The sequence below is a fragment of the Pseudomonas sp. m6p genome, assembly GCF_055760375.1.
The window spans coordinates 4138821-4164352 of the sequence record NZ_CM147084.1; the positions used below are offsets into that span (position 1 = coordinate 4138821).

At 55.5% G+C, this 25532-nt stretch carries 27 protein-coding genes and 1 pseudogene; 15 read left to right on the top strand and 13 right to left on the bottom strand.

Annotated features, from left to right (window positions below):
- Window positions 1-21 precede the first annotated feature (21 nt).
- On the bottom strand, window positions 22-459 hold the full coding sequence (locus ACYZUM_RS18850; RefSeq protein ID WP_473061008.1) for a multidrug/biocide efflux PACE transporter: 438 nt from the start codon (window positions 457-459) through the stop codon (window positions 22-24).
- 89 nt (window positions 460-548) lie between these two features.
- On the opposite strand from ACYZUM_RS18850, the gene ACYZUM_RS18855 reads away from it, so the two are divergent.
- The gene (locus ACYZUM_RS18855) at window positions 549-1403 is read left to right on the top strand and encodes a LysR family transcriptional regulator (protein WP_473061009.1); all 855 of its coding nucleotides are present in this window, start codon (window positions 549-551) and stop codon (window positions 1401-1403) included.
- Between the two features lie 168 nt (window positions 1404-1571).
- Here ACYZUM_RS18855 and ACYZUM_RS18860 read toward each other — a convergent pair whose 3' ends face one another.
- Genes ACYZUM_RS18860 through ACYZUM_RS18870 form a run of 3 tightly spaced genes read right to left on the bottom strand, consistent with a single transcriptional unit; the run spans window position 1572 to window position 3604 of the window.
- Window positions 1572-2801, bottom strand: coding sequence for an RNA polymerase sigma factor (locus ACYZUM_RS18860; RefSeq protein WP_473061010.1), 1230 nt, complete (start codon window positions 2799-2801; stop codon window positions 1572-1574).
- Window positions 2794-3138 (bottom strand): YciI family protein, encoded by a 345-nt coding sequence (locus ACYZUM_RS18865; RefSeq protein WP_003227360.1) that lies wholly within the window; start codon window positions 3136-3138, stop codon window positions 2794-2796. The genes ACYZUM_RS18860 and ACYZUM_RS18865 overlap by 8 nt, the downstream gene beginning before the upstream one ends.
- A gap of 40 nt (window positions 3139-3178) precedes the next feature.
- Window positions 3179-3604: a YybH family protein gene (locus ACYZUM_RS18870; protein WP_041066426.1), complete on the bottom strand. Its 426-nt coding sequence runs from the start codon at window positions 3602-3604 to the stop codon at window positions 3179-3181.
- 141 nt (window positions 3605-3745) lie between these two features.
- Between ACYZUM_RS18870 and ACYZUM_RS18875 the strand changes: the two genes are divergently transcribed.
- From ACYZUM_RS18875 to ACYZUM_RS18910, 8 genes are all read left to right on the top strand, one after another.
- The gene (locus ACYZUM_RS18875) at window positions 3746-4231 is read left to right on the top strand and encodes a GNAT family N-acetyltransferase (RefSeq protein WP_473061011.1); all 486 of its coding nucleotides are present in this window, start codon (window positions 3746-3748) and stop codon (window positions 4229-4231) included.
- An 18-nt stretch (window positions 4232-4249) separates the two neighbouring features.
- Window positions 4250-4855: a pyridoxamine 5'-phosphate oxidase family protein gene (locus tag ACYZUM_RS18880; RefSeq protein ID WP_473061012.1), complete on the top strand. Its 606-nt coding sequence runs from the start codon at window positions 4250-4252 to the stop codon at window positions 4853-4855.
- 271 nt (window positions 4856-5126) lie between these two features.
- Window positions 5127-6188: a hypothetical protein gene (locus ACYZUM_RS18885; RefSeq protein WP_473061013.1), complete on the top strand. Its 1062-nt coding sequence runs from the start codon at window positions 5127-5129 to the stop codon at window positions 6186-6188.
- 96 nt (window positions 6189-6284) lie between these two features.
- Entirely contained in the window at window positions 6285-7562 is a 1278-nt protein-coding gene (locus tag ACYZUM_RS18890; protein ID WP_473061014.1) for an MATE family efflux transporter, read from the top strand.
- A gap of 33 nt (window positions 7563-7595) precedes the next feature.
- Window positions 7596-8654, top strand: a complete 1059-nt coding sequence (locus ACYZUM_RS18895) for a hypothetical protein (protein WP_473061015.1) — start codon at window positions 7596-7598, stop codon at window positions 8652-8654.
- Window positions 8651-9487, top strand: coding sequence for an inositol monophosphatase family protein (locus ACYZUM_RS18900; protein ID WP_473061016.1), 837 nt, complete (start codon window positions 8651-8653; stop codon window positions 9485-9487). The genes ACYZUM_RS18895 and ACYZUM_RS18900 overlap by 4 nt, the downstream gene beginning before the upstream one ends.
- A 22-nt stretch (window positions 9488-9509) precedes the next feature.
- Window positions 9510-10646 carry a radical SAM protein gene (locus ACYZUM_RS18905; RefSeq protein ID WP_473061017.1) on the top strand — a complete coding sequence of 379 codons (1137 nt, stop codon included), beginning with the start codon at window positions 9510-9512 and terminating at the stop codon, window positions 10644-10646.
- Window positions 10643-11329, top strand: a complete 687-nt coding sequence (locus ACYZUM_RS18910; RefSeq protein WP_473061018.1) for a dTMP kinase — start codon at window positions 10643-10645, stop codon at window positions 11327-11329. Before ACYZUM_RS18905 ends, ACYZUM_RS18910 begins: the two co-directional genes overlap by 4 nt.
- 168 nt (window positions 11330-11497) lie before the next feature.
- Here the strand turns inward: ACYZUM_RS18910 and ACYZUM_RS18915 are convergent, their stop codons facing one another.
- From ACYZUM_RS18915 to ACYZUM_RS18925, 3 genes are all read right to left on the bottom strand, one after another.
- Window positions 11498-11986 (bottom strand): GNAT family N-acetyltransferase, encoded by a 489-nt coding sequence (locus ACYZUM_RS18915; protein ID WP_414904941.1) that lies wholly within the window; start codon window positions 11984-11986, stop codon window positions 11498-11500.
- A gap of 323 nt (window positions 11987-12309) precedes the next feature.
- Entirely contained in the window at window positions 12310-12804 is a 495-nt protein-coding gene (locus tag ACYZUM_RS18920; protein ID WP_041066414.1) for a GyrI-like domain-containing protein, read from the bottom strand.
- A 68-nt stretch (window positions 12805-12872) separates the two neighbouring features.
- Window positions 12873-13535 carry a LysE family translocator gene (locus tag ACYZUM_RS18925; RefSeq protein ID WP_095137081.1) on the bottom strand — a complete coding sequence of 221 codons (663 nt, stop codon included), beginning with the start codon at window positions 13533-13535 and terminating at the stop codon, window positions 12873-12875.
- 139 nt (window positions 13536-13674) lie between these two features.
- On the opposite strand from ACYZUM_RS18925, the gene alaC reads away from it, so the two are divergent.
- Complete coding sequence (gene alaC / locus ACYZUM_RS18930) at window positions 13675-14892, top strand: alanine transaminase (RefSeq protein ID WP_202368817.1); 1218 nt, start codon at window positions 13675-13677, stop codon at window positions 14890-14892.
- 159 nt (window positions 14893-15051) lie between these two features.
- On the opposite strand, the gene ACYZUM_RS18935 is transcribed toward alaC, so the two are convergent.
- Together ACYZUM_RS18935 and ACYZUM_RS18940 are read right to left on the bottom strand one after the other, a co-directional pair.
- Window positions 15052-16404, bottom strand: coding sequence for a GntP family permease (locus tag ACYZUM_RS18935; protein WP_047295923.1), 1353 nt, complete (start codon window positions 16402-16404; stop codon window positions 15052-15054).
- An 82-nt stretch (window positions 16405-16486) separates the two neighbouring features.
- A complete protein-coding gene (locus ACYZUM_RS18940) occupies window positions 16487-17020 on the bottom strand; it encodes a gluconokinase (protein WP_041066400.1) in 534 nt (177 codons plus the stop codon).
- 216 nt (window positions 17021-17236) lie between these two features.
- Between ACYZUM_RS18940 and gntR the strand changes: the two genes are divergently transcribed.
- Window positions 17237-18268, top strand: a complete 1032-nt coding sequence (gene gntR, locus ACYZUM_RS18945; protein WP_473061019.1) for an HTH-type transcriptional regulator GntR — start codon at window positions 17237-17239, stop codon at window positions 18266-18268.
- 114 nt (window positions 18269-18382) lie between these two features.
- Here gntR and ACYZUM_RS18950 read toward each other — a convergent pair whose 3' ends face one another.
- Window positions 18383-19255 carry a LysR family transcriptional regulator gene (locus ACYZUM_RS18950; protein ID WP_086791911.1) on the bottom strand — a complete coding sequence of 291 codons (873 nt, stop codon included), beginning with the start codon at window positions 19253-19255 and terminating at the stop codon, window positions 18383-18385.
- A gap of 121 nt (window positions 19256-19376) precedes the next feature.
- On the opposite strand from ACYZUM_RS18950, the gene ACYZUM_RS18955 reads away from it, so the two are divergent.
- The 3 genes from ACYZUM_RS18955 to ACYZUM_RS18965 all read left to right on the top strand — a co-directional run bounded on the left by ACYZUM_RS18955 (window position 19377) and on the right by ACYZUM_RS18965 (window position 22085).
- Window positions 19377-19817 (top strand): PACE efflux transporter, encoded by a 441-nt coding sequence (locus tag ACYZUM_RS18955; protein ID WP_182402131.1) that lies wholly within the window; start codon window positions 19377-19379, stop codon window positions 19815-19817.
- A gap of 126 nt (window positions 19818-19943) precedes the next feature.
- Window positions 19944-21368: an MFS transporter gene (locus ACYZUM_RS18960; protein WP_047295934.1), complete on the top strand. Its 1425-nt coding sequence runs from the start codon at window positions 19944-19946 to the stop codon at window positions 21366-21368.
- Window positions 21369-21524: 156 nt separating this feature from the next.
- A complete protein-coding gene (locus ACYZUM_RS18965) occupies window positions 21525-22085 on the top strand; it encodes a hypothetical protein (protein ID WP_473061363.1) in 561 nt (186 codons plus the stop codon).
- 107 nt (window positions 22086-22192) lie between these two features.
- Here ACYZUM_RS18965 and ACYZUM_RS18970 read toward each other — a convergent pair whose 3' ends face one another.
- The 3 genes and pseudogenes from ACYZUM_RS18970 to ACYZUM_RS18980 form a co-directional block, all read right to left on the bottom strand.
- Window positions 22193-22732, bottom strand: coding sequence for a methyl-accepting chemotaxis protein (locus tag ACYZUM_RS18970; protein ID WP_236170321.1), 540 nt, complete (start codon window positions 22730-22732; stop codon window positions 22193-22195).
- A gap of 3 nt (window positions 22733-22735) precedes the next feature.
- Window positions 22736-23512 (bottom strand): annotated as a pseudogene (locus tag ACYZUM_RS18975) (PAS domain-containing protein); the annotation flags it as partial.
- Window positions 23513-23919: 407 nt separating this feature from the next.
- Window positions 23920-24810, bottom strand: a complete 891-nt coding sequence (locus ACYZUM_RS18980) for a LysR family transcriptional regulator (RefSeq protein ID WP_473061020.1) — start codon at window positions 24808-24810, stop codon at window positions 23920-23922.
- A 99-nt stretch (window positions 24811-24909) separates the two neighbouring features.
- On the opposite strand from ACYZUM_RS18980, the gene gstA reads away from it, so the two are divergent.
- Window positions 24910-25503 (top strand): glutathione transferase GstA, encoded by a 594-nt coding sequence (gstA, locus tag ACYZUM_RS18985; RefSeq protein ID WP_473061021.1) that lies wholly within the window; start codon window positions 24910-24912, stop codon window positions 25501-25503.
- The last annotated feature ends 29 nt before the right edge of the window (window positions 25504-25532 follow it).

Sequence of the window (25532 nt, forward strand, 5' to 3'; positions counted from 1 at the left end):
GCAGCTCCTACAGGGTTCGGGTTAGCTGTGACAGGCGCTGCGCTGCACAAACCGCTCGCGCAGCACGTCATAACCCCAGTGATACACATAGGTGTACGGCAGGAAAAACAGCAGAACGCCGATGTCGAGCAAGAACGCCTGCCACAGGCTGACCGACAACCACCAGGCAATCAGCGGCACGCCCATCACGATCAATCCGCCCTCAAACAGCAGCGCATGGACCACCCGCGTCCAGGCGTCGTGCGCGATGTTCAGGCGCTTGAGCATGCGGTCGAAAAAGCCGTTGAACAGCACGTTCCACGCCAGCGCCAGCAGGGCAATCAGCACGGTCACCGCGCCCATGTCGAGCAGTGGTTTGTCCATGATCCACGCCAGCAACGGCGTGCAGATCAGGATCGCCAGACACTCGAAACCGATGGCCTGGAAGATACGTTCAGTGATGGATTTGTTGGCAGTCATGGCCTGACTCCTTGAGTGAAGAGGGTTGCCATGATCCGCCCTCACGCCGATACTTCATAACCAATAACCATCGATCAAGGCGATAGTTCATGGCTTCGCAGGAAGTGCTGTTGGCCTTTGTGCAAGCGGCCACTCAGGGTTCGTTTTCGGCGGCGGCGCGCAAACTGGGGCGCAGTCAGTCGACCATCAGCGCCGCTGTGGCCAGCCTGGAAATCGATCTGGATCTGCTGCTGTTCGACCGCAGCAGCCGCAAACCGACCCTGACCCCGGCCGGCCATGTGATGCTGCAACGGGCCGAGGCGATTCTGGCGGCCACCCATCGTATGGCAATGAGCGCCAGGCAACTGGCCCAAGGTGTCGAGCCGAAGCTGACCGTGGCGATTTCCGACACCTATCAATCGGCGCGCTTCGAAGCGGCGCTGGTCGACTTCGAGCAGCGTTATCCGGACCTGGAACTGGAATGCCTGATCGCCGAGTGCGACGACCTGATCGAACTGGTCCAGCGTGGCCGCGCGCACTTGGCATTTGCCGAAATGCGCGACAGCTACCCGCCGGACCTGGTGACCTCGACCGTGGCCGAGCACACCGACATCGCACTGTTCGTGAAACGTGATCATGTGCTGACCGGCATCCAAGCTGTCGATCAGCAGGTGCTGGAGCAGCATCGCGAGTTGCGCCTGGCGACCATCGTCAATCCCTACGACAGCCGGGCCAAAGGTCGGGTGTGGTCGGCGCCCAGTTACCTGATGCTGATGGAGATGGCGGAAATGGGCTTCGGCTGGGCGGCGTTGCCACGCTGGCTGGTGGCGCGTTTCGGCAATGGCTCGCTGATGGAGCTGACGGTGCGTGGCTGGCCACGGCCGGTGTATGTCGATGCGTTGTGGTCGCGGGTCTATCCGCCGGGGCCGGCGGGGAGCTGGTTGCTGAGCAAGATGCTGGAATAGCGGCGCCGCCAATCGCTGGCAAGCCAGCTCCCACAGGTACCGAGGTGTTCATTAACTTTGTGCACGGCGCACAAATACTGATGTGTTCATTAACTTTGTGTACGGCGCAGACACTGTGGGAGCTGGCTTGCCAGCGATGAGGCCGGCACTGCCAATAAATTCCCCGGATCAATCCAGTTCGCTCAGCCGCCCCTCGATAAACCGCCGCTCCGGCTCTTGCCGGGTCAGTTCCAGTGCTCGCCGATACGCCGCCCGCGCCTGCTCCACCCGACCCAACTGCCGACAAAATTCCGCCCGCGCCGAATGCGCCAGGTGGTAATCCTGCAACTCGCCGCGATCCAGAATCCCCTCGATCAACGTCAGCCCCGCCAACGCACCATCACGCTTGGCCACCGCCACGGCGCGGTTCAATTCGATCACCGGCGACGGCACTGCGCGCAACAGCACGTCGTAGAGGCCAACGATCTGCTGCCAATCCGTTTCAGCCGCTGACGGCGCTTCGGCATGCACCGCGGCAATCGCCGCTTGCAGGCAATACGGCCCAAATCGCCGCGTAGTCAGCGCCCGCTCCACCAGCGCACAACCTTCGGCGATCAACCCGGCATCCCAGCGCGAGCGGTCCTGGTCGTCCAGCAGAATCAGCTCCCCGCTCGGCGAGCTGCGTGCAGACCGTCGCGACTCGTGCAGCAGCATCAATGCCAACAACCCCATAACCTCCGGTTCCGGCAGCAATTCCATCAGCAACCGTCCCAGCCGGATCGCCTCACGGGTCAGATCCTCGCGGGTCAATTCCGCGCCCATCGATGCCGAATAGCCTTCGTTGAACACCAGATAAATCACCCGCAACACACTGTCGAGGCGCTCCGGCAACTCGTTCAGGCTCGGCACTTGATAAGGGATTCTGGCGTCGCGAATCTTCGCCTTCGCGCGCACGATGCGCTGAGCAATCGCCGCCGGGGCCGAAAGAAACGCGCGGGCGATTTCCTCGGTGGTCAGGTCGCAGACTTCACGCAAGGTCAGCGGCACTTGCGCATCCGCCGCCAAGGCCGGGTGACAGCAGGTGAAGATCAGCCGCAAGCGGTCGTCTTCCACGTCTTCGCCACTCCAGTCGGCCTGTTCCAGTTCTTCGAGCTGCGCCAGCAACAGCGGCTGCGAGGCCTTGAAGCGGGCGCGGCGGCGCAACACATCGATGGCCTTGAAACGCCCGGTGGACACCAGCCAGGTGCGCGGATTGTCCGGCACACCGTCGCGCTGCCAGCGCTCGACCGCGACGAAGAACGCCTCGTGCAAGGCTTCTTCGGCGAGGTCGAAATCGCCGAGCAGGCGAATCAGGGTCGCCAGAATCCGCCGCGAGTCTTCGCGATAGACCTGCTCGACCCGCGCCCGGACTTCAGACATTCAACTGCCGCACCGGACGCACTTCAACGCTACCGACCCGGGCCGCCGGAATGTGGCCGGCGACCTGAATCGCTTCGTTCAGATCCTTGGCATCGATCAGGTAAAACCCGGCCAGTTGCTCCTTGGTTTCAGCGAACGGGCCATCGGTAATCGACAGCTTGCCGTTGCGCATGCGCACCGTGGTCGCGGTCTGCACCGACTCCAGCGCTTCGGCGGCAACCATCCGCCCGCTGCCCTGAATCGACTCGGCATAGGCCCAGCACTCGGCGTCTTCCGGGCTGTCGGGCGAGGTGTGCAGCAGGCGCTCATCGCTGTAGACCAGGCATAGATACTTCATGGCTTTCTCCTGAATCGAACGGATCAACTATGGCTGAAGATCAGGGCTGCACATCGAACAGCGTGCTGCCGCTCATCGGATCGAACGGCGCCGACCAGTGCTCGTGGACAATCTTCCACGTTCCGCCCACTGGCCGATAACACGCGGTAGCGCGCATCCAGCAGCTCTGGGTTTCGCCCTTGTCGTTGGTACCCCCGCAATGCGTGACCCAATGGGCGAAAGCGAGGTTGTCGGCAGTCTCGATGGCGATCTCGTGAAACTCGAAAACGTGCGGGCCGGAACACATTTCCATGCAGGCTTCCCAGTGCGCGCGGTAGGCCGCCTTGCCTTTGAATTGCAGGGCCTTGATCGCATCGAACGAGACGATGTCGTCGGCGTACAACGCCATGACTTTGTCAACGTTCTTGGTCATCACCGCTTCGCGGTAAGTGTTGATCAGGGCCTGGATTTCAGTGTGTGCGCTCATGGTGTTCTCCGTGTTTTTTGTAGTGAAGACACCCTTAGTCGTTCGGCCATCGGGCAGATCGACAGTCGAAACAAAAAATTTCCGCCAAAGACAAAATCGCTAGAATCCAAGGCTTACCTTTGTAGGAAAAAGGAAATTCCCGTGTCAGCCCAACTCGTGCCGTACGACAGCCTGAACGCCTTGCAGCGTCAGCAGCTCGAGGCGATTGAAATCCATCCCGAGCAGATCAAGTTTTCCGGCGACATTCACGGTGCGCTGCATGCGCTGCTGTCCAAACCCGGCCCCGGCGTGAAAGGCTTTGCCCTGCTGGCCGATCAAGTGCCGGTGGCGTTCCTGCTGCTCAAGCGCCCGCCGGTGTTGCCAGCCTGGGCCGATGAACACAGCGCCACCCTGCACGCCTTGCAGGTCGATCACCGCGTGCAAGGCAAGGGGTATGGCAAGGCCTGCCTGCAAGCGTTAGCCGACGTCGCGCGTGAAGCATGGCCGGAGATCAAAGGGCTGGAACTGTCGGTGGATGCCGATAACGACGCGGCGATCGCGCTGTACGCCAAACACGGTTTCGTCGACAGCGGCGAAGCGTACAAGGGCCGGATCGGTTACGAGCGGCGCATGGGGCTGTTTTTCTAAATCATCGAGGGATGCACGATGATCGATTCAATCGAAGCACTGGAAGCTGTTTACGGCCTGCCCCACGAGCGTGCGGTGCGCAAGCAGATCGGTTTTCTCAACGAAGATTATCAGGCGATGGTGCGGGTTTCGCCGCTGGTGATCGTCAGCTCGGTGGGCGCCGACGGCCTCGATAATTCGCCGCGGGGTGATGCGCCGGGATTTGTCCGGATCATCGACCAGAACACCCTGGCCCTGCCGGATCGCCCGGGCAACAACCGCATCGATACCTTGCGCAATGTGCTGCAGGATCCACGGGTGTCGCTGCTGTTCATCATTCCGGGGATCGGCGAGACCTTGCGGGTCAACGGCACCGCGACCATCAGCGCCGATCCCGAACTGCTGGAAAGCTTTGCGGTGAACGGCAAACCGGCAAAAACGGTGCTGCTGGTGACGGTGGAGGCGGCGTTTTTCCATTGTTCGAAAGCGTTTGTGCGTTCAGATGCGTGGAACCCCGAGACTCACCTGCCGCGCTCGGCACTGCCCTCGGCGGGCGCGTTTCACAAGCGTTTGAATGATGGGCAGTTCGATGCCGAGACGTACGATCGCGAAGCACCGAAGCGGGTAATCGACACCCTTTACTGAAAAAATATCTCATATTCTCTTACAGGACTAAATAATCATCCTGTAAGAGTTATCCCACGAGCAATCCCAAATCATTTAAAACCAATAAAACCCTGTAAGTAAATTCTGATTTTCACCTTGGATATTGACGTCTTACTGTCAAACACTCTAGGTTCTAGCCATGAGTCAATTTATTAATTACTCAATAGATTTGCCATTGTTGAAAACGGACTCTGACATGAAGGCTGACACTTAAAGCACAGCAGCACTCGACACCCCCGGGGAGCATCGCGTGACAAACATTCTAATTAAGACGTCAAAATCAAAAATCACCAGCAATGAAATAATTATATTGGATGGAAGAATTTCCATACCAAAAAATTATCTTTTAGAGAAAGCTTTTTTAGAACCAACAAGCATTCTGATTATTTCTGGCTCTCTAATAGATGGCATAGGAACAATTCACTCCGACATCGACTGCATCATTCTATGCGAACAACGCCCTACAGCAAAAAGCATTAAGGATATCGAACACGCGTTTGTCACAAATGAAAATTATCGCCACATCACGAAAAACGAAGAAGTCCACAACACAACCGACTTCTATGGAGACTCCAGCATCCACATTGACGCTGACTACATCACCTTCTCGGAAATTCAAGACATATATAAAAAAATCGACAAAGCGTTTACTGAGGTAATTTCTGACCAGCGCTTCCTATATGAACCAATACTAACAAACACAGAAAACAACATCATTCATCGTTCTATTATCGGACATGCCATTACAAACGAAGAAAGATTCAAATCTATAAAATCAAGAATTCCTTTGGACAAGCACATCTACATTGCACATCGTGAGAAACTTCCCGTCTTTTATGCGTTTCAGGATATTCAAGGGTGTTGGCAGTCAGGAAATCTCTGGATGGGCTGTGAGATAGCCAGAGACATGATGCTAAAAACATCCATGAGTTTCACATACCTCACTGGCACTTCGAACAAGCACTATAAGTGGGTATACTCAAACATGTATCGAGTTGAAGGATACGAAACCATCAAAAACAAATTCTTTGCTTTGGCTAGGCAAGGAGCAACTACAGAAACGGAATGCAGATCTTATATTCAAGAGATACTGGACTACATAGACTTGGTATTCCTAGCAATTGAGGACCTGCTAAAAACAAAAGACATCTACCCAACGACAAAAACTTCTCTTGCCGCACTAAATAATGAGTTCAAAGAGCGCAAACAAACCAAACATAAAATTTCAATGTGCGAGTACTATTTCAGAAAAAAATACTTTGCTGCTTCCCAAACCCCACGCCTAACAACCTTACTTAAAGAATGGGATTGAACCTTTACAGTTAGCCCTCTTGGAATGACACAAACGGTCCATTGTATGGAAATCCTAAGACTATCTGTACCGCTAATATTTTCCAGATTGGGAGATATGATTGGATCACTGATTTTCTTCTCCTTTATCGGCCATTACATTGTCGACTCGCTGAGTGCCGCATCATTCGCCTTAGCGTCATTATCTTTTATGACAGTTGTCGGCATCGGATTTTTTTCCAACATGCTAATAACCATAGCAGGAGCGACCGATTTAAACACAGACAAAATCAAGTCAGAAATAGCCGCATCCTTCAATCTCGCAATTTTTCTTGGATTGATAATTTTATGCATAATATTTCTAATAGGTAAACTCTCATCAAAAATAGAAACAAAACCCGGCAGCCCTGACGACTTTAAAGCCCTTTTAACACTTTCAATCTCAATACCTGCCGTATACCTCCAGATTACCATTTTCAACTTCTATAACGGCATTAGAAAAACGCAATACGAACTCACTTTCACATGGCTACTGAACAGTGCTCTCGCATTAACATGTATCGCATACACAAATATAGACACAGATATAAATTTATCCGATTTCATTATCACGTACGTTTGCCTGCGTTATTTATTCTCATTCGCGGCGCTAGCATTTTTCAGAATCACAATACAAAAACACTTAAATAATTTTTCAGCACGCAAAAAATTATCAAAAGATGACTATATAAAGTACATGATTTGTGGACTTCCTATGGCACTGTGCTTTGGTAGTGAAAGCCTCCTATTCCTTTTGCTCTCCCTGTTATCAAAACATATAAATGACATTAGCCTTTCTGCATACCAAGCTTCTATTCATGCAGCCAGTATCATCTATATGATTTCTATCGGAATAGGAAATGCGGCAGGAATAATGACAGCGCGCCACTACAAAACAAAGGACTTCGAAGCAATTTCAAAAACTCACAGCCAGGCAATCCGGCTTGGACTATTCATACTAACTCCAATCCTAACCGCGTGTTTTTTGTTAAATGAAAATATTTCTCTAATCTACACATCCGATACAGCAACAAGGATACTTATAGAAAAAAACATTATCATCTCAATACCTTTCTTGATATTTGAGTTCATTTATGTTGTCACAAGATTGACTTTGAGAGGCATGAATGATCTTTGGACCCCCACTGTAATGACAATACTGACACTAAACGTTTTTGGTGTGCTTTCTTCAGCAACCCTATTATCGCTGTACGAACATACCGTTCACTCCGTATTTATAGCTTTAGTAGCATGTTCATTTACTCTGATGTTGCTTCTATCCTGGAGATTAAGGCATACCCTACATCATGCAAAAACCAGCACTAAAGAAAACCTATGTCGCCCAAAATTGCCATGACCTTTACTAACTTAGTTTTTCGAGGTTCCAACAATGATACAGACCTCCTTACTAACCGATACGAAAAATCAAAACTTAACATTAACGACGATAATTAGCGAATATCATGCCTGGCGAACATTGAGCGGATTACAAACGAACGACTATTACGTTTACCGTAATGCGATACACAGTGGCTGCCATCTTCAACGAACCTTGTTCGAACTACGCCACCCTGAAGTGATGATTTGCGACCTAAGCAATCTTGAACCTGCCTTTAATTGCATGTCTGATTTACAGATAGTTAAAACCTGGCACCAAATAAACTCTGCCATTGATCAATCAAAACTTAAAGGCATACGAAAAATACTAGGCGATGGCCTGACGCCGGAAATAGCCATTTCTGGCCCATGCAAGCAGAAGCTGTTTGAGTTTAAAACTCAGTTAATTAATAAAATCCTGCCTACATCAGCCAAACAAAAACAACCAGCAACCACACACCCAACAATACGTGGCATCTCGAAAAACAGATTACTCATAAACACTAACGACAACACCATTAACTTTCACAACCGATTCTGCGCATTCTACAGCGCTTACATATCGCATGAGCACTGGGACAATTGCCTTACCTTGAATACCAGATACATTTACGAAGACCACCCAATTTGGCATAAAATAAAAACACTATCAAAGAACAAACTTTTTTTGTTATCAGCCGGCCTACCTCTTGCTCTTGGCTATCTCGCGGCAACTGGAGACAAAAAAATATTCTTTTCTGAAATTCATCGACAAAACGATGCAAGCCTATTGACTCGCGATAGTGAGTTTCTGGATATATTCCCTCATAGTGAAATTACGAATGAGCCATGGTTGATTATAGATAAGTCATATACAGGAGGAAGCCTTAGACAAGCGGCTAACATGATTAGAAAAAAACTAGGTTATGACGCTGACATTAAAACCCTCGCGCTTTTCCCAAAAACCTTTAGCGCATTCATGAGCGCGGACTATGCAGTTTATGGAGGAAAATTATTTGAAGTAAGACTCTACGCATCACGTCTCAATAGAGAAACCTGGCATACACAACTTATAGCTGAGAATTCGATATGAGACCTTTATTCAAGGACGAACACGTTTCCGAACTGGAAGAATGCCTCTACGAAGCCAGAAAGCAACTACGTCGCTATTGGGCCGGGACGCTCGCATGCTTACCTGACTACGATACATCACAAAATCAATGGAACAACGCTCAAACACAATCAGATTTAGATTGCCAAAACATATTATCTAAGTGCCTATCAACTATCAGTTTTAAAATCGCAATATACTCGGAGGAAAGCGCCAGCTTTAACGCCCTCGAAAAAATAGAGGAATACTCACTTCTTATAGACCCATTAGACGGTACGCACAATGCAACTCTAGGCTTCCTTGGCTACACATCGAGTGTGGCGCTTTATTACAATGGTGCATATATATTTGGCTGGGTGTATGACATATCAAGAGACCTGGTGTACACGGCAGCATTAAACGAGGGAGCGTATCTGCAATCCTCAATAATCGTGAAAAGGCTTAGGACACGCACCACCCACTCTTTAGAAGAAATGAGGGTTTCTTTCCATCGCCCCCGAGACGTTCAGGAAAGATCCAGAATTGAAAACATCATATGGTCAGCGGCAAAAGTCCGAATTTATTCCTGTTCTTCATTGGAAATCTGTCTTATTGCTGCCGGGGTTCTTGATGCTTTTATTGATGTAGGCCCACCTGGACACGAACGAAGTTGTGATATTGCCGCAGCAGAGTTGGTACTCAGAGAAGCGGGTGGTGCGTTATTCGACGACAAAGGCGGTATCAGAACTAGCTCCCCACCTTCAGCAACATCCGTATCAGACAATGGAACATTAATAGCCTTATCCACAAAAGAACTTATACGATTACTCCTATAACTCATGGAACTGGAGGCAAATCATGTTATTCGAAACAGTCAACCTAAAACTTAAACTATTATCCAATGGCATTAATTTCTCCAAAGAATTCCTGGAGTATTTTCAGAACCAAACGAAGCATATTGAGAAAAGACGAGCATATGGCACAGGTGACAGTGCAATACTTGAATCAAGCATCCACACGCCTCAGGAAATGATTCTCGACGGACAAATTATCACGGCCGCTAATTACAACCCTAGCTCACCATATCAAATCGTTTTAGCACAAGGACATCCAGCATTAAAGCATGGAAGCAAAACCATAAAAATTACATTTCCTTCCAGACCGATATCCTATGGAACCCAATTAAGCAACGGTGAATTATTCGAAACGCATTTAACCGTATATGGAAACTCCACCCTTGGGATATTTTCACCAGGTCATTGCTATTACTTCAACAATGGTCGCGAATGTAAATTTTGCTCTCTTGGTGCAGCCAGAGAAAATTTTTCCGACCACAAAATGCGTATCAAAGGTGATTTAGCAGGAGAAGCCGTAGAGATAGCTACCAAGGTGGAGAGTGGACGTTACAAGAGAGTTTTGTTTAACGGCGGCACGATCCCAAACTATGATAAAGGTTACTTAATGCATTTAGACCTAATGAAACGAGTAAAAGAAAGAAACACTGCGAGCAATCTGGATTACCACTTAATTTCGATGCCACCCAAGGATTTCCGGCTTTTTGAGCGCTTCAAAGGACTGGGCCACAAACTATCCATGAGCTTGGAAGTATTCAACGCAGATCTGTTTTCTGAAGTTTGCCCTGGAAAGTCACAGGATTATACAAGACCACGCTTCCTTTCTGCGTTTGAAGCTGCTGTCGAGGTTTTAGGTCATGGAAACGTCTACGCGGGCTTTGTTGCTGGCATGGAACCTTTAGAGTCAATCATTGAAGGCATCGAGTATTTCGGAAATATGGGAGTGGTGCCTGCGGTTGCAGTATTCCACCCCGACGCCGGCTCACACTACTCGACGAAAGCGCGTCCTTCCGTCGACTTTCTAAATACACTCGGAAAAAAAATGTCAGAAATTTATCAACGAGAGGGCTTTAGACCGTTAATAGAAGGAAGTGGAAGAAACTCTTTGGATACTGAAGCTTACCTAGGAGGTTTTGCATGAATTATTCTTTGGATAAAGGAGCATTTATCGCATTCGAAGGTACCGATGGCGCAGGAAAATCAACGGTTGCGCGAGCAACATATGACAGAATTCTTGAGTCCCATTCTGCATTACACTTTATAGACAAAAATCGTCCTCCAGTGCCTACAGGCTATACAGAGTTTCATATGTCTCGGCTACGTGAAGTTTTATGGGATTATCCGGACAACGCTCCACTTGAACAATTAGGTGACAAACACTGGATGAGTTTGATAACTGCATGGTTTCAAGCCACGGATCATGCAGCTGTAACACCCTTGACTAACTCTGGCATAAGTTGTATCGCTGACGGTTGGCACCACAAATATTTAGCGCGCTTCTTGCTTAAAAATGATGATTTGGCGGACCAGGCATTGGCGCTATTCTCAACGATTAGAAAGCCCGATCACGTGATTTTTTTAGATGTTGATCCGATTCTGGCAGCAAAGAGAAAGGTAACGTTTCGGCTGAGTGAAAGCGGTGCCTATGACGGCGCTAATGAAGATCGCCGGAAGGGCTTTATTGAGTACCAGAATCGAGTTCGATCCAGTTATGAGCGATGTGGTCTGGTGAACTGGACAAGGATCGATACAACCGACCTGAGTGAGGAGGCCGTACTCGATAAGGCAGTCACTGCAGTCCAGAGAATTCTTTGTAAGAAATAGAAATTAACGAATCTAAGATGACCAGTTTTATACCGACACGACTGACCCACCCCCGAACCCTTTGTAGGAGCTGCCGCAGGCTGCGATCTTTTGATCTTGCCGTTGAGAAGATCAAGATCAAAAGATCGCAGCCTGCGGCAGCTCCTACAGGTTTTGATTGGTGATGACTTAGAGCGTAAGGATCATCTCGTGCCACGCCATCCCGCCATGTTCGGACTCCGACGGCTTGATGTAGGCAAAGCCGAACCCGGCATACAGCGCAATATGCTTCTCCTTGCACATCAGATGAATCGTCGCCTTGTCCATACCGCGCATGCGCTCGATGAATTCGGCCATCAATCGCTTGGCCAGGCCCTGCCCTTGATAGTCCGGGTGTACCACCACCGACATGATCACCACGTTCGGCCCTTTCGGGTCGTGGCCGATCAGTTCCTTGAACGCCTCGTCGGACATCTGCACGTCAAACGCCGCGCCCGAATTGATGAACCCGGCGACCACGCCCTCCACTTCGGCGACGATAAAACCCTCCGGCCAGGTGGCGATGCGCGTGGCGATCTTTTCGCGCGTGGCGGCTTCATCGCCTTCGTAGGCAACGGTTTCGATGGCGTAGCAGCGGTCCAGGTCGGCGGCGGTGACGTTGCGGATGACGGTGTTCATGGCAGCTCGAAAATCAGCGGAGAAAAGTGCGCAAAGCATAAAGGAATAAGGTGTGCATATCGATCCGCGCGGGGGCCGTAAAGCTTGCGTATAAGCGCTTTTCTTCGTGCGGGCGGCGGGCTATTTCTGCGGTGTGTCTCTGATCACCCTTGGGGGTAACCGCTTATGAGCAGCGTTGAAATCGGCCTGTTGATGGTGTTGGGCATCAGTACGTTCGGCTTTATCACCTTGGGCATCGACCTGTTGCGGGCGCGACGGCTGGGCAAAGGCAAGCGCGGTTGAACAACATGAGGCGGATCAGTGATCCGCCTCATCGTTATGGTTCAGGCTTTGGTATCGACCGGCACGCAGATTTCCAGTTTGCCGGTGTGCAGTCGCGGATTGAAATCGGCGCTGTAGCGTTCCAGCTCCGGGGCGTTGAGCTCCACATAGTGGGAAGTCGGCAGCCAGGTTTTGTAGATGTATTGCAGAGTCTGAGGTAACTGATCGAGCGGTCCCTTGTGCTCGAATACGGCGTACTGACGAGGCAGCACTTCGACCCACTGATAGACCTTCTGGTCGAGGTCGTCGAGCTTGCTGATTTCCACCCCGGCGATGTAATCGAAGCCACCCTGGCCGTCGAAATTGCTGCAGACGCCGTAGGTCACTTCGTTTTTTTGTCCCTGTATCTTTCCCAAGTGCGGCAAGAACCTTTCCCACAGCGCGGGGATGTCCTTGGCGGTGTCCTGGGTAAATCGACCACGAAATCCTGCGATCAGCAGGAAGTGTCCATGTTCGAAGCGAGGTTCAGCCACTTCGACGCGTTTTTGCTCATCCATGACTCGACTCCTGGAACAAAAGAAGGGGTTCGGCTGCTGAGTATAGAAGCCAAACCCGATTCGCAATGCTACAGGGCGTGCAACTGGTCGGCGGCCCCGGAACCGACGAACTCGTTATAACCGGATACGATCACGTACACCGCGAAATAGCAGAAGATCGCTGCCGATGCCATATACGAGTAGCGCAACAGCTTGTCGCCGAGCAACTTGCCGCCGTGGCTCGCGGCGAAGCACAGCCCGGCCGACCACAGCAGCCCGGCGCACAGGAAGCCGCCGAGGAACAGCGCCGAACTTACAGGGCCACCGCCACCGGAGCGGGCGATCAGGGTGCCGCCCACCGCGGCGAACCAGAGAATCGCGCTCGGTGAAGACATGGCGAGGAAAATCCCGCGAAAGAACTCCTTGCGATGCGAGTTCTGCCCCACCTCGGCGGTCGCCGCCAACTGCGCTTCGTGGTGAATCGCCGAATAGATCATCTTCGCCGCAAAGTAGATCAGCAGCGCCGACCCGCCGATCCACAGCACCCAGCGCACGCTTTCGTACTGCAGCAGCACGGTCATGCCGGCCAGCGCCAGCACCGCGTAGATCAGGTCACCGACGCAGGTGCCGAGGCCCAGCGCGAAGCCCTGAAAGTACCCGCGCTGCATCGCCAGGGTGATCATTGCGATGTTGGCTACGCCGATGTCCAGGCACAGCGAGAGGCTCAGCAAGAAGCCGCTGGTGAATTCCATCTACCGATTTCCTTGGGAAAAATTTGTTTACACGCAGGCTGGACAGCCTGCCATCACAGCCCTTATCTTCCGCCACAGGTCACCGCAGTGACCAGCGTCGCTCGGACGGTTCCGGGCGCTTACGTTATCCGAGGCAACAATGGCTGAACAAGGTTCGCCGCGCCGCTTTGCGCGCATAGATCGACTCCCCCCTTACGTTTTCAACATCACCGCCGAGCTGAAGATGGCCGCGCGGCGCCGTGGTGAAGACATCATCGACTTGAGCATGGGCAACCCCGACGGGGCCACGCCGCCGCACATCGTCGAAAAACTGGTACAAGTTGCCCAACGTGAAGACACCCACGGTTACTCCACGTCCAAGGGCATTCCACGTCTGCGCCGGGCGATTTCCAACTGGTACAAGGAGCGTTACGCGGTCGATATCGACCCGGAAAGCGAAGCCATCGTCACCATCGGTTCCAAGGAAGGCCTGGCGCATTTGATGCTGGCGACCCTGGATCAGGGCGACACGGTGCTGGTGCCGAACCCGAGTTACCCGATTCACATCTACGGCGCGGTGATTGCCGGTGCCCAGGTGCGTTCGGTGCCACTGGTGCCGGGCGTGGACTTCTTCGCCGAGCTGGAACGGGCCATTCGCGGTTCGATCCCGAAGCCGAAGATGATGATCCTCGGTTTCCCGTCCAACCCCACCGCGCAGTGCGTGGAGCTGGACTTCTTCGAACGGGTAATCGCCCTCGCCAAACAATACGACGTACTGGTGGTGCACGACCTGGCCTACGCCGACATCGTCTATGACGGCTGGAAAGCCCCGTCGATCATGCAGGTGCCCGGGGCCAAGGACATTGCGGTGGAGTTTTTTACCCTGTCCAAGAGCTACAACATGGCCGGCTGGCGCATCGGTTTCATGGTCGGCAACCCGGAACTGGTTAACGCCCTGGCGCGGATCAAGAGCTACCACGACTACGGCACCTTCACTCCGCTGCAAGTGGCGGCGATTGCTGCGCTGGAAGGCGATCAGCAATGTGTGCGTGACATCGCCGAACAGTATCGCCAGCGCCGTAACGTGCTGGTCAAAGGCCTGCACGAGCTGGGCTGGATGGTCGAGAATCCGAAGGCGTCGATGTACGTCTGGGCGAAGATTCCCGAGGCTTACGCGCATCTGGGCTCGCTGGAGTTTGCCAAGAAACTGCTGGCCGAGGCCAAGGTCTGTGTCTCGCCGGGGGTGGGTTTTGGTGAGTATGGCGATGATCATGTGCGCTTCGCGCTGATCGAAAACCAGGACCGGATTCGGCAGGCGGTGCGCGGGATTCGCGGGATGTTCCGGGCGGATGGCCTGGCCCCGAAAACCGCCGGCTAACACATCCCCCTGTAGGAGCTGCCGCAGGCTGCGATCTTTTGATCTTGATCTTTAAAATCAAAAGATCGCAGCCTTCGGCAGCTCCTACAGGGTTAGCCCTTTCGCCTCATCCACAAAAAAACCGCATCGCTGCGGTTTTTTTGTGTCTTGCGTTCGAGGTTAAACGAACAGCGACAGCAACAGAATGAAGCCCAGGCCCACCACCGACAGGATGGTTTCCATCGCCGTCCAGGTCTTGAACGTCTCGGCCACGGTCATGTTGAAGTACTGCTTCACCAGCCAGAAACCGGCGTCGTTCACATGGGACAGGATCAACGACCCGGCACCGGTGGCCAGCACCAGCAGTTCACGGTTGACGCCCGGAATCATCCCCACCACCGGCACCACGATGCCGGCGCCCGTGATGGTCGCCACGGTGGCCGAACCGGTGGCGATACGAATCACCGCCGCCACCAGCCATGCCAGCAGGATCGGCGAGATCTGCGCGCTGACCGCCATGTGGCCGATCACGTCGCCCACGCCGCTGGTCACCAGCATCTGCTTGAAGCCACCACCGGCACCGATGATCAGGATGATCGCGGCGGTCGGCGCCAGGCTTGCGTCGAGCCACTTGAGCATCTGCTGTGAACCGATGCCCTGCTTGTGACCGAAGGTGTACAGCGACAGCAGCAAGGCCAGCAGCAGTGCCGAGATCGGATGGCCGATCATGTCCATCCAGGTGCGGAAGAAATGACCGTCCGGCAGCGCGACGTCAGCGAAGGTTTTCAGCAGCATCAGGAACACCGGCAGCAGCACAGTGACCAGGGTGATGCTGAAGCTCGGCAGGTTCTGCGAATCGGTTTCGCGGGCCAGTTGATCGACCAGTTCCTGATTCGGCGTGCCGGGAATGTGCTTGGCAATGAACGTACCGAAGATCGGGCCGGCGATGATGGCGGTCGGCAGCGCAACGATCAGACCGTAGAGGATGGTCTTGCCGATGTCGGCACCAAACACGCCGATTGCCAGCAGCGGGCCCGGGTGCGGCGGCACCAGACCGTGTACCGCAGACAGACCGGCGAGCAGCGGAATACCGATCTTGATGATCGACACCCCGGTGCGTCGGGCAACGATGAACACCAGCGGAATCAGCAGCACGAAGCCGATTTCGAAGAACAGCGGAATACCGACCAGGAACGCGGCGAACATCATGGCCCACTGCACTTTGTCCTTGCCGAACGCGCGGATCAGGGTCTGCGCGATCTGATCGGCGCCACCGGATTCGGCCATCATTTTGCCGAGCATGGTGCCCAGCGCGAGGATGATGCCGACGAAACCGAGTACACCACCGAAGCCGTCCTGGAACGCCTTGATGATGGTGCCGATCGGCATGCCGGACGTCAGGCCGAGGAACGCGGCCGCGATGGTCAGGGCGATGAAGGGGTGAATCTTGAATTTGGTGATCAGGATAATCAGACCGATTACCGTGACCACTGCATCGAGCAGCAGGTAGGCGTCGTGGGACATGCCAAACATTGGGGGTGTCTCCTGGCTTGTTGTTGTTATTAAAGCGGGTTAAACAGAATTCGTGAGGACAGCGCTAGCTCTTTCAACACACTCATACCGCCTGTTTCAGACCATGAGCCTGCCACCAGACGTGCGCCTGGGCCGCCAGCTCTTCAACGCTGTGGATCGAAGCATTCAGCGCCAGGGTCAACGGCTCGCCGACCGGCGATTCGAGGGTGGCGAACTGGCTTTCGATCAACGTCGCCGGCATGAAATGGCCCGGGCGATGGGACACGCGGTCGGCAGCCACTTCAGGGGTCAGTTCGAGAAACACGAAGCCCAGGCCCGGCAAGGCACTGCGCAGCACTTCGCGGTAACTGTGTTTAAGCGCCGAGCAGGTCAGCACCGGACGCTCGCCGAGTGCATCGACACGACGCAACTCAACGCACAGGCTGTCGAGCCAGCCGGCACGGTCGTCGTCGTTCAAGGGGATCCCCGCGCTCATCTTTTCGATGTTGGCGGCCGGATGAAAAGTATCGCCTTCAATGGCAGTGGCGCCGCTCAATTGGCACAGGGCCTCGCTGACGCACGTCTTGCCGCAACCGGCAACGCCCATGATGACCAGGGCGGTGATGGGATGACTCATATAACACCTCAGCGCGCAGACAGCGCTACCTTTGCTAGCTATGACTCTAGTGCACAGGCAGAAGTTGCCGACGCCTTCTTGTCGTTTTTTTGGGTTGCAGCAGGTTGTCGCCCAACGCCAAAAAGCGAGGATCAGGCAGGACCTCGCTTACGCATTTGCAGCTGCATCAGGACAGCGCTACCTTAGTGCCTTGATTTTTGTTTGGCAAGCCGCCCGATGACCACCCCTAAAAACGATAAAAACACTCGCACCACCGGCCGTCCCACCCTTAATGAAGTTGCCCGCCTTGCCGGCGTGAGCCCGATTACCGCGTCCCGCGCCTTGCGCGGGGTCAGCACCGTGGCCACCGAACTGGTGGAAAAAGTGCAGAAAGCCGCGCTCGAACTCAATTACGTGGTCAACCCTGCCGCCCGCGCCTTGGCCTCGGCGCAGAGCCATTCGGTGGTGGTGCTGGTGCCGTCGCTGTCCAACCTGCTGTTCATCGACACGCTGGAAGCCATTCATCGGGTGCTGACGCCCAAGGGCTTCGAAGTGCTGATCGGCAACTTCCACTATTCACGCGATGAAGAAGAAAACCTGCTGCGCAACTACATGGCTGATCAGCCGCGTGGTTTGCTGTTGACCGGGTTTGATCGCACGGAAAGTTCGCGCCGGATGATCGAGGCCAGCAACATTCCCTGCGTGTACATGATGGAACTGGACAGCGCGGCCGGCGTGAATTGCGTGGGTTTCTCGCAGCTCAGCGCCGGCGAAACCGCGGCCGAGCATTTGCTCTCGCGCGGTCGCAAGCGTCTGGCCTACATCGGCGCACAGCTCGATCAACGCACCTTGTTGCGCGGCGAGGGTTTTCGCAAAGCCCTGCAGAAGGCCGGGCGCTATGACCCGGACCTGGAAGTGCTGACCCCGCGCTCCTCGTCGGTGGGATTAGGCGGAGAGCTGTTCCTGCAACTGCTGGCGGCTCATCCGGACGTCGATGCGATCTTCTTTGGTAACGACGACCTGGCGCAGGGTGCCCTGCTCGAAGCGCTGCGCAACGGGATCAAGATCCCCGAGCAGGTGGCGATCCTCGGCTTCAACGACTTGCCGATGTCCGAGCACATGGTGCCGCGCCTGAGCAGCATCAACACCCCGCGCGAGGCGATTGGCCGGCGTGCGGCGGAGCAGATGCTGACGCTGATGGCCGGCAACAGCGTGGCGCGGCCGGTGGAAGACATGGGTTTTGAACTGAAGATTCGCGAGAGTACCTGAAGCCCCTTCCCATGTAGGAGCTGCCGAAGGCTGCGATCTTTTGATTTTGCTTTTCAAGATCAAGATCAAAAGATCGCAGCCTTCGGCAGCTCCTACAGGGGGAATGTGTTGCGGTCAGTGGCTGAGCAGTTCGACGAGGGCCGACGCGCCCTTCTGCAGCGGCTGGCTCTTGAGCCACACCGCGTGCACCGGCAGTACCAGGCCGTTTTCGATGTTGCGAAAATTCAGGCGCTTCAAACGCCCACTGTCCAGCCACGGCTGCACCACCGACAACGGGAAATTGCCCCAGCCCAGTCCCGCCTCGACCATCTCCAGCGCCGCCTCCAGGGTGTCGGTGCGCCAGTGCGATTCGGCCACCAGCGGCCGGGTTTCGCTGATTGGCAAATCACGGCTGGCGACGAAGATCTGCCGCACATGCACCAGGTCTTCGAGAAACAGATCCTGCCCCTGCAACAACGGACTGTCTGCCGCCAGCGTGGCGATCATCCGTTCGCTGCCGACAAACTGAAAACGCTCCAGCACGTTCATGCTCAACCCGGCGAACGCCAGACAGACGCTGACGCGGCCACGGTGCAGCATCGCCAGCACATCGTCCTGCGGTGCGGTCAGCACTTCGATGTCGAGCAGCGGATGACGCTCGGCAATCACCTTGATCGCGGCGAGCAAGCGGCGGCGATCGATGTCGGCGACCACACCAATCGACAGCTTGCTCTCCAGCCCCAACGACAACTCCACCGCGTGCACCTGCAGCTGCTTGAGCTGCTCGGCAATCAACCGCGCATGGGGCACCAGTGACAGCGCCATCGCGGTTGGCTGCGGTTCGCGATGGCTGCGGTCGAACAAGGCATAGCCAAGCTCCGCCTCAAGATTGCCGATGCCCATGCTGACCGCCGAAGGCACCCTGCCCAAAGCGCGGGCGGCGGCGGAGAACGAGCCACGATCAATCACCGCAAGAAACAGCTCGATGCTGTCGCTGTTGAAATTCAAAACACCACCTATCACCAAAACTGAAAGCTACTGACTTTTTCTGTCACCACTATTGAAGCTATCTTTCGCCGCCTCCGCCAGCCCCGCTGGCCAACACATTGCAAGAAAGAGGCAAATCCCCATGCAAGGCGTCAAACGCAAACTGGTCTATGTGTCGCTTTACGAAGTGATCGGCATGACCTTCTCCGCCCTCGGCCTGGCGCTGTTGTCCGGCACTTCACCGGGCAGCACCGGCCCGCTGGCGGTGATCATCACCACCATCGCCGTGACCTGGAATTTCATCTACACCACACTGTTCGAGCATTGGGAAAGCCGCCAGAAATCACGCACCCGCACAGTCAAGCGGCGCATCGCCCACGCCGTGGGTTTTCAGCTGACACTGATCGTGTTCCTGATCCCGCTGATCGCCTGGTGGATGAACATCAGTCTGGTGCAGGCGTTCCTGCTGGATCTGGCGCTGATTATCTTCATCCCGTGCTACACGTTCACCTTCAACTGGCTGTTCGATCGCATTTTCGGCCTGCCGGCCTCAGCGCTGCCCGACTCGGCCGCAGCGGCATAAATCGTTAATTCGTAAGCAGTTATTGCGAAAAATCGGCGGTATCTGCGGGAGAACCGCCGATATTCACAATCCATCCACTCCGATAGCAGGCTAAGCTTTTCCATCAATAAAAAATGGACCAGCCCCATGACTGCTCACGCCCCCGCCGCCGCGCAATGCGACGGCATCGATCCGATACGCGCCGCCGAGATTTCCGCTCGCATCGACCGCCTGCCCGCCGTCGCCACCATCTGGCGACTGGTGGCTCTGTTGTCGATTGGTGGTTTCTTCGAACTCTACGATTTGTTCCAGACCGCCTACATCAGTCCGGGGCTGATCCGTGACGGGATCTTCGCCACCGGCAATCAGGGTGTGTTCGGTTTCTCCGATCAGGCGGCGTTCGCGTCGGCGACCTTCCTGGGTCTGTTTCTCGGCGCCAGCCTGCTCAGTCCGTTGGCCGATCGTTTCGGCCGCCGCGCGATCTTCACCTTTGCGCTGGTCTGGTACACGGTGGCCACGGTGCTGATGGGCATTCAAAGCTCGGCGCTGGGTATCATCTGCATGCGTTTTCTGGTGGGGATTGGCCTCGGTATCGAGCTGGTGACCATCGACGCCTACCTCTCGGAACTGGTGCCCAAGCGCATGCGCAGTTCGGCGTTTGCCTTCGCCTTTTTCGTGCAGTTTCTCTCGGTGCCAGCGGTGGCGTTGATGTCGTGGTGGCTGGTGCCGCAGGCGCCGTTCGGTGTGTCGGGCTGGCGTTGGGTGGTGCTGGCGAGCGCGGTGTTTGCGCTGTTCATCTGGTGGCTGCGCAAGCGCCTGCCGGAGTCGCCGCGCTGGCTGGCGCAGCATGGGCGTTTCGATGAAGCGAACAGGATTCTCGACGCCATCGAAGCCCGCTGCGAGAAGGATCACCGGCAACCGCTGGATGCGCCTGAAGCCGTTCCGGTGGATGTCGAGGGCAAGGGCCGCTTCGCCGATATCTGGCAACCACCGTATCGGCGTCGGGCATTGATGCTGATCGTGTTTCACGTGTTCCAGGCGATCGGTTTCTTCGGTTTCGGCAACTGGCTGCCGGCGCTGCTTTCCGGCCAGGGCGTGAGCGTCACTCACAGCCTGATGTACGCCTTCATCATCACCCTGGCCTACCCGCTCGGGCCATTGCTGTTCGTGAAGTTCGCCAACCGTTTCGAGAACAAATGGCAGATCGTCGGTTCGGCCCTCGGCGCCATGACCTTCGGCACCCTGTTCGCGTTGCAGACCAGCGCCTTCGGCCTGATCTTCTGCGGGGTGATGATCACCTTCTGCAATGCCTGGCTGAGCTTCAGTTATCACTCGTACCAGAGCGAACTGTTCCCGACCAACATCCGTGCCCGAGCGGTGGGTTTCTGTTATTCGTTCAGTCGTTTGTCGACGGTGTTCAGCAGCCTGTTGATCGGGCTGTTCCTCGATCACTTCGGCACGCCCGGGGTGCTCGCGTTCATCGTCAGCAGCATGCTGATCGTGATGCTGACCATCGGCGGGTTCGGCCCGCGCACGCGCAATCTGGCGCTGGAAAACATTGCCCATCGCTGACGGCCACACGGTCATCCTCTGCCGCCCGGCGGCAACGGATGACCGCCTGATTGCGCATGCACCAACAGTAAAGCCTTGAAATAGCGGGATTTGCTGCAGAGGCACGCTAATTGCTCGGATATGCCCGTCAGCAATTATCCAAAGGTCTCCATCATGATGTTGGTCAGTGCCAAACAGCAGCAACTCATCCACCTGCCCAAGCGGTTGGCGGATGACGCGACCACGACCGCCGCTGCCGGTCTGCAAAGCGGCCTGCACGGCGCCATGTTGCAATCGCTGCAGAACCAGACTCAGTCGCAAGCCACCGATGCGACCTCCAAGGTCCAGGATTCGGCCACGCAGATCGCCACCCAGCAAGTGGCCGCCGCCACGCGCATCAGCGATAACGTCGACGAAGCCTTCGCCAAGACCCGTGTCGGCCTGCAAACCACCGACGCCACGACTGCCGACAGCACCAGCGGCACCTCGGCCACCGACGCGTTCAAGGACTACATGAGCAAGTCGCCGGAACAGCGTCTGCGCGACAGTATCCTTCAAAGCATGGGCATCACCGAAGACGACATCAAAGCCATGCCGCCGGAGAAACAACTGGCCATCGGCAAAGAGATCGCCGAGCGTCTGCAGGACAAGATGAAACTGGCGCAGGCGGAAAAAGACAACGCCAATGACGTCAAGGACAGCGACAAACTGGCGGACAAGTTTCTCGCGGCGCTTTGACTGCAAACCCATGTAGGAGCTGCGGCACGCTGCGATCTTTTGATCTAAAAAAACAAAATCAAAAGATCGCAGCGTGCCGCAGCTCCTACAGGTTTTTGGCGTAGATGCTAGTTCAGTTGCAACGTCGCATTGAACTGTCCGATCGCATCCACCACATGCCGCGAACCCTGCTGAATCTCCAGAATCACCTCTCCCGCCTCGTTCGCCAATTCCACACCCAGCCCGGTGCGGCTCAGGCTCGACTGCATGCTCGACACCGCGCTCAGCGACAGGTCATGGTTTTTGCGCACCACTTCGACAATCTCCAGGGTCGCCTGACTGGTGCGCGCCGCGAGACTGCGCACCTCGTCCGCGACCACGGCAAACCCGCGTCCGTGCTCACCGGCCCGGGCCGCTTCGATGGCGGCGTTGAGCGCCAGCAGGTTGGTCTGGTCGGCGATCCCGCGAATGGTCTGGACGATGGTGCCGATGATGTCCGACTGCTTGTTCACCGCATCGATGCTCCGCGCCGCTTCGTTGAGGTCGCGGGAAATGTCCTGGATGATCTGCACCGTCTGCTGCACGACCTGTGAGCCTTTTTGCGCGCAGGCGTCGTTCTGTACCGAGGTGCTGTGGGCCGATTCTGCGGCGTTCTGCAGCGTGGTCATCTGCTGGGTGATGTCGCTGGCGAACTTCACCACCTTGTACAAGCGACCCTTGGTGTCGAACAGCGGGTTGTACGAGGCTTCGAGATAAACCATCTGTCCGGACTTGTTCTTGCGCTCGAAACGGTGCGAGTGATATTCGCCGCGATTGAGCGATGCCCAGAACGCTTTGTACTGCGCCGATTCGGATTCGGAACGGTGACAGAACATACTGTGGTGATGGCCGACGATTTCCGGCAGCGTGTATTGCATGGTGCGCAGAAAGTTGTCGTTGGCGGTAATCACATTGCCTTCCGGGGTGAACTCGATCACCGCCATCGAACGGCTGATTGCCGCCAGCATGCTTTCTTCTTCGTGCTCTTTGTTGACCCGGGCGGTGATGTCGGCGGCAACTTTTATGACGCTTTTGACTTGTTTGTCCGGGCCATACACCGGCATGTAACTGGCTTCAAGCCAGATCTCCCTGCCGGACTTGTTCAAGCGCAGAAACGTGCCGCTGATCGGCTCGCCCCGGGCCAGGTCGCGCCACAATCTGGCGTATTCCTCGCTGCGGTAAAACGCTTCTTCGCAGAACACCCGGTGATGTTTGCCACGCACTTCCTCGGCGCTGTAACCCATGGTCTTGCAGAAGTTTTCGTTGGCATCCAGAACAATGCCTTCGGGGGTAAATTCGATCATCGCCATCGAGCGGCTGATCGCTTCGAGCTTGGCGTTGGCTTCGGTCAAGGCGCAGCTGAAACGCTCGATTTCCTGCAGGTCAGCCTTGTGATGTAGGTTGAACATGGTTGTATCACCTTCCGCGCGGTCTTTTGATTTGATGAAAGTTCAGGTCTTTCAGAATCCACCACTACGTTCCACAGAACAGGCACACGCATTCCTCCACGGGAGGAAGTTGTCAGGTGATAAATGATGTTTAATCCGAGCGCGCATGCCGCGACGCTCTCATCAAGACATCCTTCTCTTGATAGCCCGCGAGCGGGCCAGCCCTAACGTGCAGAAGAACTTCCATGTACAACTGGCTCCTTGTTGGTTCAGTGTCCGGTGCCTTTGATTGCGCACTCTGGCAGCGTTGAAATCACGGCTAACCGATGACGGTCGACATAGTTAGTTACAGCTAGCATAGCCAGCGCCCTGCCACGCGCAAGGCCACTAGTCGGCCAGTATCTGGCACTTTTTGCACAAGAAACGGTTCAGCGAACGGAGGCAAGCGAAGTCTCCGCCAGCAAATCCAGCAGCGCCTGCACCGCTGCCGACGCCGTCTGCCCCGCAGGCAACACCAGCGAAAACACCCGCTCGACAGGTGGTTGCAGAGCAATCACGCGCAAGCCCTGACGGTCGACCGGCAAGGTCATTTCCGGCACCAGCGTCACGCCGAGGTTTTCCCGCACCAGCGTGAAGGCGCTGCTCCACTCGCGCACCTCGACCCGCACATCCTGCAACTGCAAACAGGCTTCGGCGGCGAGGCTGCGGGCGTTGGTCGAGCAACCGCCGGTAGCCAGCACAAAGGGCAGCGCGGTCAGTTCTTGCAGGGTGACGCCCTGCTCGGTTCCTCGCAGCGCCAGCGGATGGCCCGTCGGCACGACCGCCACCCATTCATCACGGCCCAATGGTCCGGCATTGCGCTCGGGGGCCGGGTTGAGCACCACACCGACATCCACCAGACCGGCCGCGAGCAAGGTTTCCACCTCGTTATCGCTGACCTCCAACGCCACCACTTCGATCCCGGGGTACAGGCGATTGAATTGACGCAGCAGCGGCGGCAGAAAACTCGCCAAGACCATGGGAAAACTTGCCAGGCGAATCGTCCCGCGCAGCATCGGGCGCACGCTGTCGACGGTCTGGCGAATGGTTTGCAGCGCACCGAGCATTACGCGCGCCTGCTCAATCACCGGCAACCCAATGGCGGTGGGCAAGGTTTGCCGGCTTTCGCGACTGAACAGTTGCACACCGAGGGTTTGTTCCATCAGCGCCAGGGCCTGGCTCGCGCCAGACTGCGTCATGCCGACCCGTTCGGCCGCGCGGGTGATGTTGCCGTGATCGGCCACAGCGACCACCAGCCGCCAATGCATCAGGTTCATCATGGCAGTAGCTGTCCTTATGGCTGCTTTCTGAAAGATTAATTTTACCGAAGGTGCGGCGCACTATGACACTGGCGCCAAATCCTCACCAGAGAGCTGCCGATGAAGCTGTATTACGCCCCGCAAGCCTGTTCGCTGGCGCCGCACATTGTGTTGCGCGAACTGAAGCTGCCCTTCGTGCTGATTCGCGTCGACAACCGCAGCAAGCGCACCGCCAGCGGCGAAGACTTCCTGGCGATCAATCCCAAAGGCTATGTCGCCGCCCTGCAACTGGACAACGGCGCGGTGCTGACCGAAGGCCCGGTGATCCTGCAATATCTGGCGGATCTGCAACCACAGTCAGGGCTGGCGCCGGCGCCCGGCAGTTTCGAACGGCTGCGTTTGCAGGAGTGGCTGAATTTCATTTCGAGCGAGATCCACGGCGGCCTCGGCGCGCTGTTTGATGAGCGGCTGCCGGCCGAGGTGATCAAGGAGAAGTTGTTCAAGCGTTTTGCGGTGTTGGTGGCGACGCTGGAGCAGCAGGATTATTTGCTGCCGAGTGGTTTCAGCGTGGCGGATGCGTTGTTGTTTGTGGTGCTGCGCTGGGCCGGGTCGTTCGGGATCGAACTGGCAAAGTGGCCGGCGCTGGCGCGGTTTCAGGCGCGGATTGAGCAACGGCCGACCGTGATGGCGGCGTTGGCGGCGGAGGCGGTGTAAGGCTGCAGATCATTCGCGAGCAGGCTCGC